Source organism: Ancylobacter crimeensis, from assembly GCF_023016805.1.
GTDB classification, from domain to species: Bacteria; Pseudomonadota; Alphaproteobacteria; order Rhizobiales; family Xanthobacteraceae; genus Ancylobacter; species Ancylobacter crimeensis.
This window is the reverse complement of sequence record NZ_JALKCH010000004.1, coordinates 381,542-395,652: the sequence shown is the minus strand read 5'-3', so window position 1 is coordinate 395,652 and position 14,111 is coordinate 381,542. Positions and strand designations below refer to the sequence as shown.

Below are 14,111 nucleotides of genomic sequence, written 5' to 3'. Positions count from 1 at the left end.
GCGCCCGCTCAGCGCACCCACAGCGCGTGGAAATGATGCACCGGGCCATGACCGTGGCCGACCGCCAGTTCCTCGGAGCGGGCGAGCGCGCGCGTGAGATAGTCCTTGCCGGCCGCCACCGCGTCCCTGAGGCTCAGCCCCTTCGCCAGACCTGCGGTGATGGCGGAAGACAGCGTGCAGCCCGTGCCATGGGTGTTGCGCGTGACGATGCGCGGCGCGCTCAGTTCGACGACGCCGTCGGCGTCCATCAGCACATCCGTGCTTTCCGGCCCCTCGCCATGGCCGCCCTTGACGAGCACGGCCTTCGGTCCCATGGCGAGCAGCCGCGCCGCCTGCATGCGCGCAGCGGCGAGGTCATGGGCCGGCGGCTCGTCCAGAAGCGCGGCGGCTTCCGGCAGGTTGGGGGTGATGAGCAGGGCACGCGGCAGCAGGCTGCGCCGCAGTTCCTCGATGGCTTCCGGCACCAGCAGCCGGTCGCCGGAGGCTGCCACCATCACCGGGTCCAGCACCACGGCGCGGAGCCCGTGCCGGTCGAGCCCCTGCGCCACCGCGGCGATCACCTCGGGACGCGAAAGCATCCCGATCTTCACCGCGTCGACCGCGAGGTCGGAGAACACGGCGTCCATCTGCGCGCTCACGAAGGCCGGCGGTACGTCATGGATGCTGGTGACGCCAAGCGTGTTCTGGGCGGTGAGCGCGGTGATGACGCTGGCGCCATAGACGCCGAGCGCCGAGAAGGTCTTGAGATCGGCCTGTATGCCGGCACCGCCGCCCGAATCCGAGCCGGCAATGGTGACGGCGATGGGCGTACCGGCCCCCGATGCGGGGCGAGAGGATTGTGCGTCTGCTTCCGTCATCTGGCCGCTCCCTCGTCGCCGTCGGCATCGGGGCGCGGCGCGCCCTTGCCGCCCGTGCGGCGTGGGAGCGTGCGATCCGTTTCCTCCGCCGGCATGACCCGGATCAGGTTCGTGGGTTGGCGTCCCGCCTCTCAGCCCGGCCCGCCTTCCGGCGGACGGGGCACCCCAACGCGATCGTTCCTGCGCGAAATAAGCGAAGCGGACGCGGCTTTCAAGCGGGGGGCCGGGTGTCGAAGCCCACCCCTTGCCAGCGGCGCGCGCTTCTGGTCCCTTGGCGCCTCCCTTGAGAGGCACGCCGATGATACCGTTCTTCGTCCAGATCAAATGCCAGCTCGGCCGCTCCTACGAGGTCGCAAACGCCATCGCCGATGCCGAGATCGCCTCGGAGATCTATTCCACCGCCGGCGAGTTCGACCTGCTGGTGAAGTTCTACGTCGCCGAGGAGACGGATATCGGCCACTTCGTGAACCAGAAGGTGCAGACCGTGCCCGGCATCCAGGACACCCGCACCATCATCACGTTCAAGGCGTTCTGAAGGATCAGCCCGGCGGCCCGCCCGGCTGGGAGGCCGCGGCCTCCGCTTCCGCACGCGCCAGCGTCGGCCGGCGCTCCCGCCAGATCACGAACAGCCCGGCGCCGATGACGATGGCCGCGCCCGCGACCACCATCAGCGAGGGCACCTCGCCGAACAGGGCGAAGCCGATGATGGTGGTCCACAGCATCGCCGAATAGGCGAACGGGGCCACCACGGAGGCCGGCGCATAGCGGTAGCTCTCGGTGAGCAGGATCTGCGCGATGCCGCCGAAAATGCCGGTGGCGATCAGCAGCCCGGCCTCCGTCGGTGTCGGGAAATGCCACCCCCACGCCGCCGTCGCCAGCCCCGCCACCGCGGCGAGGCTCTGGAAGTAGAACACGATGGCCGCCGTCGATTCGCTGGCGGTGAGGCGGCGCACCTGAATCATCGCGCCCGCTGTGAAGAAGGCCGCCGCCAGCGAGAACGCGGCGCCGAGCCCGCGCTCCGGTGTATCGAAGCCCCCGCCCAGATGCGGCCAGAGCATCGCCACCACCCCTCCCAGCCCGATGGCGACGGCCACCCAGCGAAAGGCCTGCACCCGCTCGCGCAGGAACAGGGCCGCCAGCACCACCGTCATCAGCGGCGCGGTGAAGCCGATCGCGGTCGCGTCCGCCAGCGGGATACGGGCAAGGCCGGCGAAGGTCAGCACCATGGCGCAGACGCCGATCGTGCCGCGCACGATATGGCCGAGCGGATGGGCCGTGCGCACCGCCGCGCTGATCTCCCCGCGCCACGCCAGCAGAGCGAGCAGCGGGAACAACGCGAAGAACGAACGCGCGAACACAACCTCCCCGGTCGGCACCCGCTCGGAAACGATGCGCACCAGTGCCGACATGATCGAGAAGAGGAAGGTCGCGGCGATCTGCAGCGCGATGCCCTTGAGCGCGTTCATGGCCGCGCTTGCACCACCCTTCGCGCAGGCTGGCAAGGCCTCATCTCGTCGGGTCTCGCGGCCAAGCCATGCGCCCGCGAGGGAGCCTCACGGGAACGGCCGCCCACCCGCCAGCGCGACGCCGCCGAACACGATTCCGACCGCCAGCACGAGGCAGGCCAGTGCCCGCAGCACCGAGCCTGGCGTCGCTCGCTCGGCATCGACATAGTGGCCTGCCTTCTTGCGCCCGCTCAGCATGGCGCCGATGAGATTGTCGCGGCCAAAAGCGGAATAGAGCAGGTTCGCCGCGACATGCAGGCCGATGAGCGCCAGCAGCACCAGGTAGATCCGCGCATGCAGCGCCGAAGCGCGGGAGACGAAATGCTCGCTCGCCACCCGCACCATCGGCCCGTCGATCATGATGTCGTCGGTGGTGAAGAGGCCGGTCAGCGCCTGCGCGGCAACCGCGCCGAGCAGCGCCACCACCATCCAGCCCCCCGCCGGGTTGTGGCCGAGATAATGCCGCGGCCGCCCGCGCATCAGACCTGCGAGATAGCCGATCACCGTGCCCGGCCCGTAGAGAAAGGTCGAGAAGCGCGCCGTCGAGCCGCCGACCAGCCCCCACAGCAGGCGGAACACCAGCACCACGAGGATGGCGAGCCCGTTCCACATATGCCAGACGAGGTTGGCGTCGCCGTAGTAGCGGCTGGCGAAGGCGAGGCCGACGAGAATCGCCAGCAGCCATTTGGCGAGCCGCGTCGGCAGGTCCCACGCGAGCAGCGCCGGCGCGGTCTTTTCAGCGGTGCCAGCCGCCGCGCCCGTGGTGCCGGACAGGCTCAACCCCGACGCCTCACTTCTTCTGGCGGAAGGTGTCGTGGCAGGTGCTGCAATTCTTCACCACGCCGGGAAAATTGGCCTTGAAGCTTGCTTCGTCGGTGATGGCGGCGCGCGCTGCCGTGGCATCGCGCTCCAGCTTGGCATAGATCGCCGTGAACTCGTCGTGGCGCTTCCAGATCACCGGCAGGGCCTCGGTATCGCCCCCCTTGTCGGAACCCGGCGGGAACAGGTTCGGAAGCTGCTTCGCGTTCTTGATGTAGGTATCGAGCGCGGCCTGCACCGTGGCGAGATCGAAGGACGCGTCTCCCTTCAGCATGGCGCCGACCGGACGGGTCGCACGCCCCATTTCCTTGAGCAGCGCCTGCCGCTCCTTGATTGGATCGCCCGCGGCGGAAACCGAACTCAGCGCTACGCCGGCAAGAACGGCAGCGAGAACGAGACGTCGCATGGGCAAACCTCCCTGACCGGAGGCCCGGCCCTCCGGCTGAAGATTTACCTTAGTAAAGCTCCAAACGAGGTGGCAATCCGCCGCCCCGTGCCTCGCGCGCTCGTGATGAATCAGCCTGGGAAGGCGACGACCTTCTGGCGCTGTTGTCCCAGCCCCTCGATGCCCAGCGTCACCACGTCGCCCGGCTTGAGATAGACCGGCGGCTTCATGCCGAGCCCCACCCCCGGCGGCGTGCCGGTGATGATGACGTCGCCGACATCCAGCACCATGAAGCGGCTCAGATAGGAGACCAGAAAATTCACGTTGAAGATCATGGTCTTGGTGTTGCCGCGCTGGCGCGGCTCGCCATTCACGTCGAGCCACATGGCGAGGTTCTGCACGTCGGCGATCTCGTCCGGGGTGACGAGGAACGGGCCGAGCGGGCCGAAGGTCTCGCAGCTCTTGCCCTTGATCCACTGCCCGCCCTGTTGGAGCTGAAAGGCGCGCTCTGACACGTCGTTCGAGAGACAGAAGCCGGCGATGTGCCGAGCGGCGTCGGCCTCCGAAACATGACGGGCGCGGGTGCCGATGACGATGCCGAGCTCCACCTCCCAATCCAGCTTGGTCGAGCCCTTCGGCTGGATGATGTCGTCGTCCGGGCCGACGATGCAGTTCGGCGCCTTGGAGAACAGCACCGGCTCGGCGGGGATCGCCATGCCGGACTCCTCGGCATGATCGGCATAGTTCAGCCCCACCGCGATGAAGTGGCCCGGCTTCGCCACGCAGGCGCCGAACCGCACGCCGGCTGGAGCGACGGGCAGCGCTTCCACATCCAGCCCGCGCAGCGCGTCGAGCCCGGCGGGCGTCAGCGCGTCGCCGCCGATATCGGCCACCACGGCGCCGAGGTCGCGCACCACGCCGTTGCCATCGACCAGGCCGGGCTTCTCGCTGCCTGCCGCGCCGAACCGAACCAGTTTCATGACGTCCTCCTCAATCCTGGGGGCGCGGATATTCGTCCGTAAGCCGGCCCTGCGCAACGCCGCTCCACCGCCGATTCCGGGTTGCCGGACGCGGCGGCGACCGCTATCCCGCGCGGCACCCGAGATGGGCCAGCGGAGCCTGCCCCCCCATGACCGTGCCCTCCATGACCGCGCCGACCATGACCGTGCCGATCCTGTCGCTGCTGCTCTTCGCGATCGCCGGCGCCTTCACCCCCGGCCCGAACAACATGATCTCGCTGGCCTCCGGTGCCGCCTTCGGCTTCCGGCGCACCCTGCCGCAGATCTGGGGCGTCACCTTCGGCTTCATGATCATGGTGGTGGCGGTCGGGCTCGGGCTGGGCGGCCTGTTCGCCGCGGTGCCGAGCCTGCACGAGATTCTGCGCTATGCCGGCGCGGGCTATCTGCTCTATCTCGCCTGGAAGATCGCCAAGGCCGATCCCGCCAGCGGCGCGGCGATCGCCAAGCCCTTCACCGTGCTGCAGGGCGCGGCGTTCCAGTGGGTGAACCCGAAGGCGTGGACGATGGCGCTCAGCGTGGTGCCGGCCTTCACCGCGCCGGGCGGCGACGTCATCGCCGAGGTGTTGGTGATCGCCTTCGTCATGGGCATCGTGTCCTTTCCCGCGCTCTCGATGTGGGCCGGCTTCGGCATGGCGATCTCGCGCATCGTCTCCGACCCGCGCAAGCACCGCCTCATCAATGTGGGCATGGCCCTGCTGGTGGTGGCAAGCGTGGTCCTGCTGTTCCGCTGAGCAGCGAGTGTCATAAAAGCGTGACGGGACTCGCGATTATGTGAGGTCATGACACAGAGCGCACCGGGTCCCGCGGAAGACGCATCCCAGATGAGCGATGCGCCCGATGCGCGCCGCTTCCGCAGCCTGTTCATCTCCGACGTCCATCTCGGCACCAAGGGCTGCCAGGCCGACCTGCTGCTCGATTTCCTGCGCTATCACGACGCCGACACGGTCTATCTGGTTGGCGACATCGTCGACGGCTGGCGGCTCCGGCAGGGTTGGTATTGGCCGCAGGCCCATAACGACGTGGTGCAGAAGCTGCTGCGCAAGGGCCGCAAGGGCGCGCGCATGGTCTATCTGCCCGGCAATCACGACGAGTTCCTGCGCGACTATTACGGCAGCCATTTCGGCGGCATCGAGGTGGTGGAGACCGCGGTGCATGTGGCGGCGGACGGCCGGACCTACCTCGTCATCCACGGCGACGTTTTCGACGTGGTGGTGCGCCACGCCAAATGGCTCGCCTTCCTTGGCGACTGGGCCTACACCACCGCGCTCGGCATCAACACCTATCTCAATTTCGTCCGCCGCAAGCTCGGTTTTCCCTATTGGTCGTTGAGCCAGTGGGCCAAGCTGAAGGTGAAGAACGCGGTCAACTTCATCGGCCGCTTCGAGGAGGCGGTCGCCACCGAGGCGCGCCGCAACAAGGTGGACGGCGTCATCTGCGGCCATATCCACCACGCCGCCATGCACGACCATTTCGGCATCACCTATCTCAATTGCGGCGACTGGGTGGAAAGCTGCACCGCCCTGGTCGAGCATGAGGACGGGCGCTTCGAGATCATCGACTGGGCCCGCACCACCCGCGCCGCGACACCCCTCGCCCCCGCCCTTCTCGAACGTCCCCGGGCCGCCGCCTGATGCGTATCCTCATTGCGACCGATGCGTGGCATCCGCAGGTGAATGGCGTCGTCCGCTCGCTGCAGCAGACCGCCGATCATGCGACGGCGCAGGGCGCGGAGATCGCCTTTCTCTCTCCGGCCGACTTCCGCACCGTGCCGATGCCGACCTATCCCGAAATCCGGCTGGCACTCACGACCGGTCGTGCGGTGACCCGGCGCATCCGCGACATCGCGCCCGACTACGTGCACATCGCCACCGAAGGCCCGGTGGGGCTGCTGACGCGCAATGTCTGCCTCGCGCGGGGGCAGGTGTTCACCACCAGCTACCACACCAAGTTCCCGGAATATCTCGCCGCCCGCGCGCCGGTGCCCCAGCGCCTGTCCTATGCCTGGCTGCGGCGCTTTCATAATGCCGGAGCCGGAATCATGGTCTCCACCGGCACGCTGGAAGCCGAACTGACGCAGCGTGGCTTCCGCAACATCATGCGCTGGTCGCGCGGTGTGGATTCGGAGCTGTTCCGTCCCCGGACGATGGCCGAGATCGACGACGCACAGCTCACCGCCCTGCCGCGCCCGCTCTTCCTCTATGTCGGGCGGGTTGCCGTCGAGAAGAACATCGAGGCCTTTCTCCGCCTCGATCTGCCCGGCAGCAAGGTGGTCGTGGGCGATGGCCCGGCCCGTGCCGATCTTCAGGCGCGCTATCCTTCCGCCCATTTCCTCGGCAAGCAGGAGGGCGAGCGGCTGGCGCGCACCTATGCGAGCGCGGATGTCTTCGTCTTCCCGAGCCTCACCGACACCTTCGGCATCGTGCTGCTGGAAGCGCTGGCGAGCGGCCTGCCGGTCGCGGCCTTCCCGGTCACCGGCCCGCTCGACGTCATCGGCGGCACCCTCGCCGGACCCGAGCCGGTTGGAGCGCTCGATACCGATCTGCGGCAGGCGGCGCTGAAGGCGCTGCACCTCGACCGCGGCGCGGCCCGGCACTTTGCGCTCGGATATAGCTGGGAAGCGTGCACCCGCGACTTCCTCGCCAATATCGAGCGCGCGCAGGGCAAGGCGCGCCGCCCCTTCGCCCGCCCTCCGCTCGCCCACGCCTCCTGAGCGATCCACAGACCGCAGGCCGAACGGCGCATTGCGATACGGCCGGCATGAACTATCTTGCCCGCTCAACCAAGCGAGGGAGAAAGCATGTCGGGCCGCACGCGGATCGTCGACCGGGGCGGCATGGAAGCCGGCGCGCAGGCCATCACCGGCCAGCTCGGCCGCACCGTGCAGCGGCTGCGCAAGGCGTACAACCTCTCGCTTTCCGAACTTGCCGAGCAGTCCGGCGTCGCCAAGTCGATCATCAGCCAGATCGAGCGCAACGAGACCAACCCGACGCTCGCGACCGTCTGGCGGCTGTCGCAGGCGCTCGACATGTCGATCGAGCGTTTCCTCGCGGCGACCGACGACGAGCCCTTCGTCGAGCACCTGACCCGCGCCGACACGCCCATGCTTCTGTCCGAGGACGGCAAGTGCCGCCTCACCATCACCGGCTGGATCAAGACGGTGGAATGGCTGCAATGGTTCGACTTCGTCGCAGAGCCAGCCGGCGAGCTCGTCTCCGACGGCCACCAGCGCGGCTCGATCGAATGTCTGTCGGTCATCTCCGGCGAGTTGCAGGTGGAATGCGGCGACGTCATCGAGGTTGCCCGCGCTGGCGAGACTCTGCGCTACCGCTGCGACCGCCGGCATGTGATCCGCAACACCGGCGGCGAGATCGCCCACGCCACCATGGTGTGCCTGTTGAAGGCCGCGGTGCTCGACTGAACGCCGGGCCGGCGGAATCACCGTTTCTGCTCCTGGCACCAGCGCCTTGAAAAATCGAACACATCCCTTGCCTCATCCGCCGGAAGATCCCGATGACCAGCCCGACCGACGCCGCCCAGCTTCCGACCTATGCCGACGTGATCGCGGCCGCCGAGCGGCTCGCCCCGGTCGCGGTGCGCACGCCGCTTCTCGCCTGCCCGGCGCTCGACGCGCTGACCGGCGGGCGCATCTTCCTGAAGCCGGAACCGCTGCAGCGCACCGGCTCCTTCAAGTTCCGCGGCGCTTATAACCGCATCTCCCGCATCCCGGAGGCGGAGCGCGCGGGCGGCGTGGTGGCCTGTTCCTCCGGCAATCACGCGCAGGGCGTCGCGGCGGCTGCGACCATGCTCGGCATGCGCTCGGTGATCGTGATGCCCAGCGACGCCCCGGCGCTGAAGCGCACGCGCACCCTCGCCTTCGGCGCCGAGGTCGTCAGCTATGAGCGCGGCGTGGACGACCGCGACGCCATCGCCCATGCCATCGCGACCGAGCGCGGCGCCACCTTCGTCGCCCCCTATGACGACCGCTTCGTGATGGCAGGACAGGGCACGGTCGGCCTCGAGATCGCGCAGGACATGACCATGCTCGGCCTCGCGCCCGACGTGGTGATCGCCAATGCCTCGGGCGGCGGCCTCGCCTCCGGCATCGCGCTCGCGGTGAAGGAAGCGTTCCCCCATGCGCAGATCTACACCGCCGAGCCGGCGGGCTTCGACGACCATGCCCGCTCCTTCCAGAGCGGGCGGCGCGAGAGCAATGCGCAGGCCACCGGCTCGTTCTGCGACGCGCTGCTGGCCGCGACGCCGGGCGCACTGACCTTCCAGATCTCGTCCCGCATCGTCGGCAACGGGGTGGCGGCGAGCGATGCAGAGGTTGCGCGCGCCGTCGCCTTCGCCTTCGAGGAGGCCAAGATCGTGGTCGAGCCGGGCGGCGCGGTAGCGCTGGCGGCGGTGCTGGCGGGCCGGCTGGACCTTGCCGGCAAGACAGCGGCGATCGTGCTCTCGGGCGGCAATGTCGACGCCGCAACCTTCGCCACCTGCCTCACCATGGCCGGCAAGCTCTGAGGCAAAACGCAAAAGGGCCGACCCGAAGACCGGCCCTTTTCAATGAGTTGGAGAGGCTTTCGGAATCAGATCCTCAGCCGGCGTCTCTCATTTTCCCAGCGCGCGCCGCACCGCCGCGATCACGCGGTCCTGCGTCGGCGCGTCGAGATAGGCGTGCATCGGCAGGCTGATGACCTCGCCTGACAGTTGTTCGCTGACCGGCAGTCCGTTGCCGGCGGCGGGATAGTGCGCATAAGCCGGCTGGCGGTGCATCGGGATGCGGTAATAGACCGCCGTGGGCACGCCCTCGGCCTGCAAAGCCGCGGCGAGGCCGTCACGCACGCCATGCGGCAGCTTGATCGTGTACTGCGCCCACACCGAGGTCGCGCGCGGATCGACCACCGGCACCGTGCACACATCGCCCAATGCCGCGTTGTAGCGGCGGGCGGCGGCGTCGCGGGCGGCGATCTCCTCCTCGAAGATGGCGAGCTTTTCCAGCAGCACCGCCGCCTGGATGGTGTCGAGCCGGCCGGTCATGCCGATGCGGACATTCTCATATTTGTCGACGCCCTGCCCGTGCTCGCGCACGCTCTTGAGCACCGGCACGAGGTCGTCGTCATCGGTGAACACCGCACCGCCGTCGCCATAGCAGCCAAGCGGCTTGGCCGGGAAGAAGCTGGTGGCGGTGGCATCGCCGAAGGAGCCGGTCTGCCGGCCATTCCAGGTGGCGCCGAAGCCCTGCGCGGTGTCGCACAGCACCTTCAGCCCGTTCTCGGCGGCGATGGCGAGAATGGCGTCGAGGTCGGCGGGCTGGCCGAACAGGTCGACCGGGATCACCGCGCTCGGGTTCAGCCCCTCGCGCTTCGCCACCAGGATGGCCGCCTTCAGGCTTTCCGGGTCCATGTTGAAGGTGTCGGGCAGCACGTCGACGAAGACCGGCGTCGCGCCGACATAGGGCACCACCTCGGCGGTGGCGCAGAAGGTGAAGGCCGGGCAGAACACCGCGTCCCCCGCCTTCACGCCCCACGCCATCAGGATCATCGCCAGCGCATCGGTGCCGCTGGAGCAGGAAATGGCGTGCTTCGCCCCCGCGAAGGCGGCGAGCTTCGTCTCCAGCTCCGTCACTTCCGGCCCGTTCACGAAGCGGCAATGGGTCAGCACCCGCGTCACCGCCTCGTCGATCCTGCTGCCGAGCCGCGCGCGTTGGCCCACGATGTCGATGAAGGGAATGGGGGCGGCCTTGGTCGTCACATGCGAGGTCATGGGTTCCAATCCTCAGCCGGCGGCACGGATGCGAAGCGGCGCGGGCTCCGCGCCCGGCAGGCAGCGAATAGCGGTGGCAATGGCGGAGACGCCGTCCTCGCCGGTCACGTCGGGCGCCTCGCCGGTGCGGATCGCCTCGAGGAAGCGGGAGAGTTCCACCCGCAGCGGTTCGGCATAGGCGACGGGCAGATGGCGCATGGAATAGCTGCCATCGGGCTTGTAGTCGAAGCACTCGGTCACCTGGCGGGTCAGCAGGTCGCCGGTGACGTATTTGTTGCGGGTCGCCACATGCACCGTGCGCGCCTTGAAGGGCGTCAGCCAGTTGGTGTTGATGTGGGCGAGCACGCCATTGCCGGTGCGGAACTGAAGCAGCGCGATGTCCTCGCGGTCCGCTACCGCCGCCTTCACCTGCGGCTGCACCTCGGCGATGTGCGAGCCGGTGAAATGGCAGATCAGGTCGATGTCGTGCACCGCGAGGTCGATCACCACGCCGACATTGGACATGCGGGGCGGGAACGGGCCGACGCGGGTGATGCCGATGGAGAGGATCTCCTCACCCCGGATCGCCGCCTTGATCGCGGCCACCGCCGGGTTGAAGCGCTCGACATGACCGACCATCAGCGTGACGCCGGCGGCCTTTGCGGCGGCGACGATGTCCTCGGCCTCGGCGACCGTGGGGGCGATCGGCTTTTCCACCAGCACGTGCTTGCCGGCGGCGATCGCCGCCAGCGCGACGGCGTGGTGCAGATGGGTCGGGGCGGCCACGACCACGGCATCGACGCCGAGCGCGATCAGCGCGCCGACATCCGGCACTGCGGTGCAGCCCAGCAGGCCGGCGACCTTTTCGGCCTGCGCGGCGTCGGGATCGGCAATGCCCGCCAGCGTCGCGCCGGGAAGGTCGGCCAGCACACGGGCGTGGTTGGCCCCCATGACGCCGACGCCGACGACACCGACACGCACCGGCGCGCGGGCCGCGGGAACTGCGCTTTGAGCCATGGCTCTGCTCCTCGTATGATCCTAACCGCCCGGGGCCCTCTAGCACGCGGGCCAGCCGCATGCGAGCCGTGGAACCGTTGCCGCGCTGCAACGCACATCAAGAATTGCTGCGCCCTGTTACACGAAAAGGCGATGACGCTGCGCCCTCAGCGCGGGCGGCGACGCAGCGTGCCGAAGGGAATGACGGCGCAGCGGGCGAAGGATGGCGGCTTTCCACGATAGCCGCGCGGACGCCCCTGAAGGCGACGCACCAGCTCTTCTACCGGGCGGGACAGGTTGCGCAGCACGCGACGCAGGCCCTTGCGCGCCGACACCGCGCCGGCACCCATGCGCTCGATCTCGAGCAGGCTGCCCGCCTCGTCCGGCGTCGGCTTTTCCAGGAGCCGCTCCTGTATCGCCACCGCCGGCGTGAGCTGGAGGATGCGGCGCGTTTCGAGGAAACCCGCCTCAGGGCCGAACACCACATGGTCGTTCGGCATGGTGGGCGTGGCGAAATGGGCGACCAGATGCACCGCGAAATCACGCGAGAGAATATAGGCCGCCGCGCCATAATGCTCGTGCAGCAGCCGCGCCAGGCTGAAGCCCCCCGGCAGCGGGACGGCATGGCGGTCGATCAGCGCCTGCTGGAACATGGTCTCGATCTTCACGCCGTCGGTGCCGGCGGGAATCCAGCCATCATCGGCAAGCAGGGCGGCCGCCCCCTGCGCGAAGACCACGTCATCCTCGAAGATGGCGCCATAGGGATCCTCGCCCGCGGCGATGCGCTGCCAGCATTCATAATGGCTGTAGAAGCAGCCGAGTTCGCTCGGCGCCAGCGGGCGACGCACGCTGCCGTCGGGCTTCAGGAAGAAGGCGGGCGGCAATTCGGTCCTGACGCCATCGATCGCCGGCACGCGCTCGAAGCCGAGGCCGAGCGCGCCGAAACGCGCGCGCATGACGGCGAGTCGCTCGGGCGAACGATCGAGGTTGATGAGATAGCACTTCATGCGGCACCGACCGATGACGTCCCCGAACGCAACGGCCAGGGGCGCCCACCTCTCCACTGGAACGATTACAGAGTGGAGAGGATGTCTTTAGACCATGTCGCCAAAAATTTGAACAATCCGTCACACGCGATGCACAGACAGGCCTGTGCACTCGTGTCCGGCAGCGGGGTCACAGGCCGGATCAGCCGCCGACCGAAACGAAGCTCTTGAAGATGTAGCCGGTCTTGCCGTCGAACTCGATGCGGCACCAGCTATCGCAGGAGACGACCGAAACCTTCTGGCCGGGCCGCAGCACGCCGATCGATGCCCCGCCGGGCGCAGCACGCACGGTCACGGTTCGGCGCACGGTGCCGGGACCCGAGTTCGCACCGGACGCCGGCGCGGCGCCGGCATCGGCGTCGGGGGAATCGGCCGCGTCCGCCGCGTCCGGCTCGGTGGGCTCGGCGTTGGCGACCGGGGTGTTGGCGGCGATGCTGGTGGGCGCCGCGAAGGCCGTGGCCGTGCTCGGCCTCGGCGACGGCGGCGCAACCGCTGCGATCTTCGGCTTCTGCTTCGGCAGAGGGGCGGTCTGCGGCAGGGTGGCGACGCTCGCGCCGCCCCCGGAATCGCCCGCCGCGCCTGCATTTGCCGCGCCCGAACCCGCGCCGGTGTCCTCAACCGCCGCGTCGGAGCCTGCGCGGCCGATCGGCGGCTCCGCATCGGCGAGCGTCTGTGCCGGAGCCTCTGCGGGCTGCGCGGCGGGCTGGGCGGCGGCACCCCGCGGCGGTACGGCCGAAGCCGCCGGGCCGGAAGACGTCGAGCCTGATGACGCGGCTGCGCCCGGCTGCACTGGCGTATAGGGGGCGGCCTGCCGAACCGGAGGCTGCTGCGCCCGCGCGAGATCGCCGGAATTCACGACGTTCGAGGCGACGAGCTGGCCGGAGGCCGGTCCCGTCTCAGCCATATCGTCATTGCGGGAGGCAAGGGACTGCAGCACGATGCCCGCGCCACCCGCGATCGCCACCACGAGAGCGAGCACGGCGAAGCGCTGCCAGGTGAAGGTCTGCGACCCGCTCTTGCGGCGCTGGGCACGACGGACCACGGCTTTGGAATCATCGGCCTCGTCACGTCCGCCGGGCCGCAACCCGAAGCGCGCGGCGCCCTCGACGGACGCCGGCACGCCAGCCGGAAATGCCTCGGCGCGGCTCGCATAGGCGGTGCCCGCCGGAGCGGAAGGACGCAGCAGGCTCACCGCCTGCGCCGCGCCGGAGCGCGGAGCCTGGGCCGCGTTCTGCCCGTCCAGCGCACCACGCAGGCCATAGGTGGCCTCGGCCGGGGCGCGACGTTCGCGGGCCGCTCGCTCAGCGGCGGCGCGGCTGTTCTCCGGGCGCGCAAGGCCGCCGGCGGACAGAAGGCTGTCGACCGCGATCCGCTCGGCCATCAGCCGCTCGCTCGCGGCGCCACGCGGACGCTCGGAAGCCGGGCGGGCGACGGGGTCCCTCAGCTCGGCGGCGATGCGGGCGGCCTGTGCGGAGAGCGAGCGCCGCGGGGAGGAAGCATCCGGCGCCTCGGCCGGCTGCGGTTCGGGGCGGACAGGCTCGGCGCGGCTCGGTGCGGATGTACGGGCAGGAGCGGCACTCATCACCTCCTCCGCAGCAAGAGAAACCGGCGCACCGGAAACCGGCGCCAGAGAAATCGGAGCCTTGGCCGTCGAAACCCTGGAGCCCGACGCTCTCATGCGCTCGGCCGGGGACGATACGCGACCGGGGCCCTGTAGGGGACCGAGATCGGCGGGGCTGTCGTGT

The 14,111-nt window shown here is 69.2% G+C and carries 15 protein-coding genes; 6 read left to right on the top strand and 9 right to left on the bottom strand.

What is annotated here, in order from left to right:
- Nucleotides 1-8: 8 nt before the first annotated feature.
- A complete protein-coding gene (thiD, locus tag MWN34_RS08050) occupies nucleotides 9-857 on the bottom strand; it encodes a bifunctional hydroxymethylpyrimidine kinase/phosphomethylpyrimidine kinase (RefSeq protein ID WP_247028319.1) in 849 nt (282 codons plus the stop codon).
- A 298-nt stretch (nucleotides 858-1,155) separates the two neighbouring features.
- Between thiD and MWN34_RS08045 the strand changes: the two genes are divergently transcribed.
- Nucleotides 1,156-1,392, top strand: coding sequence for an Lrp/AsnC ligand binding domain-containing protein (locus MWN34_RS08045; protein ID WP_247028318.1), 237 nt, complete (start codon nucleotides 1,156-1,158; stop codon nucleotides 1,390-1,392).
- 4 nt (nucleotides 1,393-1,396) lie between these two features.
- Here the strand turns inward: MWN34_RS08045 and MWN34_RS08040 are convergent, their stop codons facing one another.
- The 4 genes from MWN34_RS08040 to MWN34_RS08025 all read right to left on the bottom strand — a co-directional run bounded on the left by MWN34_RS08040 (nucleotide 1,397) and on the right by MWN34_RS08025 (nucleotide 4,546).
- Nucleotides 1,397-2,323: a DMT family transporter gene (locus tag MWN34_RS08040; protein ID WP_247028317.1), complete on the bottom strand. Its 927-nt coding sequence runs from the start codon at nucleotides 2,321-2,323 to the stop codon at nucleotides 1,397-1,399.
- An 87-nt stretch (nucleotides 2,324-2,410) separates the two neighbouring features.
- Nucleotides 2,411-3,142 carry a cytochrome b/b6 domain-containing protein gene (locus MWN34_RS08035; RefSeq protein ID WP_247028316.1) on the bottom strand — a complete coding sequence of 244 codons (732 nt, stop codon included), beginning with the start codon at nucleotides 3,140-3,142 and terminating at the stop codon, nucleotides 2,411-2,413.
- A gap of 10 nt (nucleotides 3,143-3,152) precedes the next feature.
- Complete coding sequence (locus MWN34_RS08030; protein WP_247028315.1) at nucleotides 3,153-3,587, bottom strand: c-type cytochrome; 435 nt, start codon at nucleotides 3,585-3,587, stop codon at nucleotides 3,153-3,155.
- A 110-nt stretch (nucleotides 3,588-3,697) separates the two neighbouring features.
- A complete protein-coding gene (locus MWN34_RS08025) occupies nucleotides 3,698-4,546 on the bottom strand; it encodes a fumarylacetoacetate hydrolase family protein (protein WP_247028314.1) in 849 nt (282 codons plus the stop codon).
- Between the two features lie 149 nt (nucleotides 4,547-4,695).
- Between MWN34_RS08025 and MWN34_RS08020 the strand changes: the two genes are divergently transcribed.
- The 5 genes from MWN34_RS08020 (at nucleotide 4,696) to MWN34_RS08000 (ending at nucleotide 9,103) form a co-directional block, all read left to right on the top strand.
- Nucleotides 4,696-5,316: a LysE family translocator gene (locus tag MWN34_RS08020; protein WP_247028312.1), complete on the top strand. Its 621-nt coding sequence runs from the start codon at nucleotides 4,696-4,698 to the stop codon at nucleotides 5,314-5,316.
- Nucleotides 5,317-5,406: 90 nt separating this feature from the next.
- Nucleotides 5,407-6,216, top strand: a complete 810-nt coding sequence (locus MWN34_RS08015; protein WP_247028310.1) for a UDP-2,3-diacylglucosamine diphosphatase — start codon at nucleotides 5,407-5,409, stop codon at nucleotides 6,214-6,216.
- Nucleotides 6,216-7,295, top strand: coding sequence for a glycosyltransferase family 4 protein (locus tag MWN34_RS08010; RefSeq protein ID WP_281502913.1), 1,080 nt, complete (start codon nucleotides 6,216-6,218; stop codon nucleotides 7,293-7,295). The genes MWN34_RS08015 and MWN34_RS08010 overlap by 1 nt, the downstream gene beginning before the upstream one ends.
- Nucleotides 7,296-7,382: 87 nt before the next feature.
- Nucleotides 7,383-8,003 carry a helix-turn-helix domain-containing protein gene (locus MWN34_RS08005; RefSeq protein WP_247028309.1) on the top strand — a complete coding sequence of 207 codons (621 nt, stop codon included), beginning with the start codon at nucleotides 7,383-7,385 and terminating at the stop codon, nucleotides 8,001-8,003.
- Between the two features lie 92 nt (nucleotides 8,004-8,095).
- Nucleotides 8,096-9,103 (top strand): threonine ammonia-lyase, encoded by a 1,008-nt coding sequence (locus MWN34_RS08000; RefSeq protein ID WP_247028307.1) that lies wholly within the window; start codon nucleotides 8,096-8,098, stop codon nucleotides 9,101-9,103.
- Between the two features lie 87 nt (nucleotides 9,104-9,190).
- On the opposite strand, the gene MWN34_RS07995 is transcribed toward MWN34_RS08000, so the two are convergent.
- The 4 genes from MWN34_RS07995 to MWN34_RS07980 form a co-directional block, all read right to left on the bottom strand.
- On the bottom strand, nucleotides 9,191-10,345 hold the full coding sequence (locus tag MWN34_RS07995; RefSeq protein WP_247028306.1) for a DegT/DnrJ/EryC1/StrS family aminotransferase: 1,155 nt from the start codon (nucleotides 10,343-10,345) through the stop codon (nucleotides 9,191-9,193).
- Between the two features lie 12 nt (nucleotides 10,346-10,357).
- Nucleotides 10,358-11,341 carry a Gfo/Idh/MocA family protein gene (locus tag MWN34_RS07990; RefSeq protein ID WP_247028304.1) on the bottom strand — a complete coding sequence of 328 codons (984 nt, stop codon included), beginning with the start codon at nucleotides 11,339-11,341 and terminating at the stop codon, nucleotides 10,358-10,360.
- Nucleotides 11,342-11,487: 146 nt separating this feature from the next.
- Nucleotides 11,488-12,327, bottom strand: coding sequence for a glycosyltransferase family 25 protein (locus MWN34_RS07985; protein WP_247028302.1), 840 nt, complete (start codon nucleotides 12,325-12,327; stop codon nucleotides 11,488-11,490).
- Nucleotides 12,328-12,508: 181 nt separating this feature from the next.
- Entirely contained in the window at nucleotides 12,509-13,948 is a 1,440-nt protein-coding gene (locus MWN34_RS07980) for an SH3 domain-containing protein (RefSeq protein ID WP_247028301.1), read from the bottom strand.
- Between the last annotated feature and the right edge of the window lie 163 nt (nucleotides 13,949-14,111).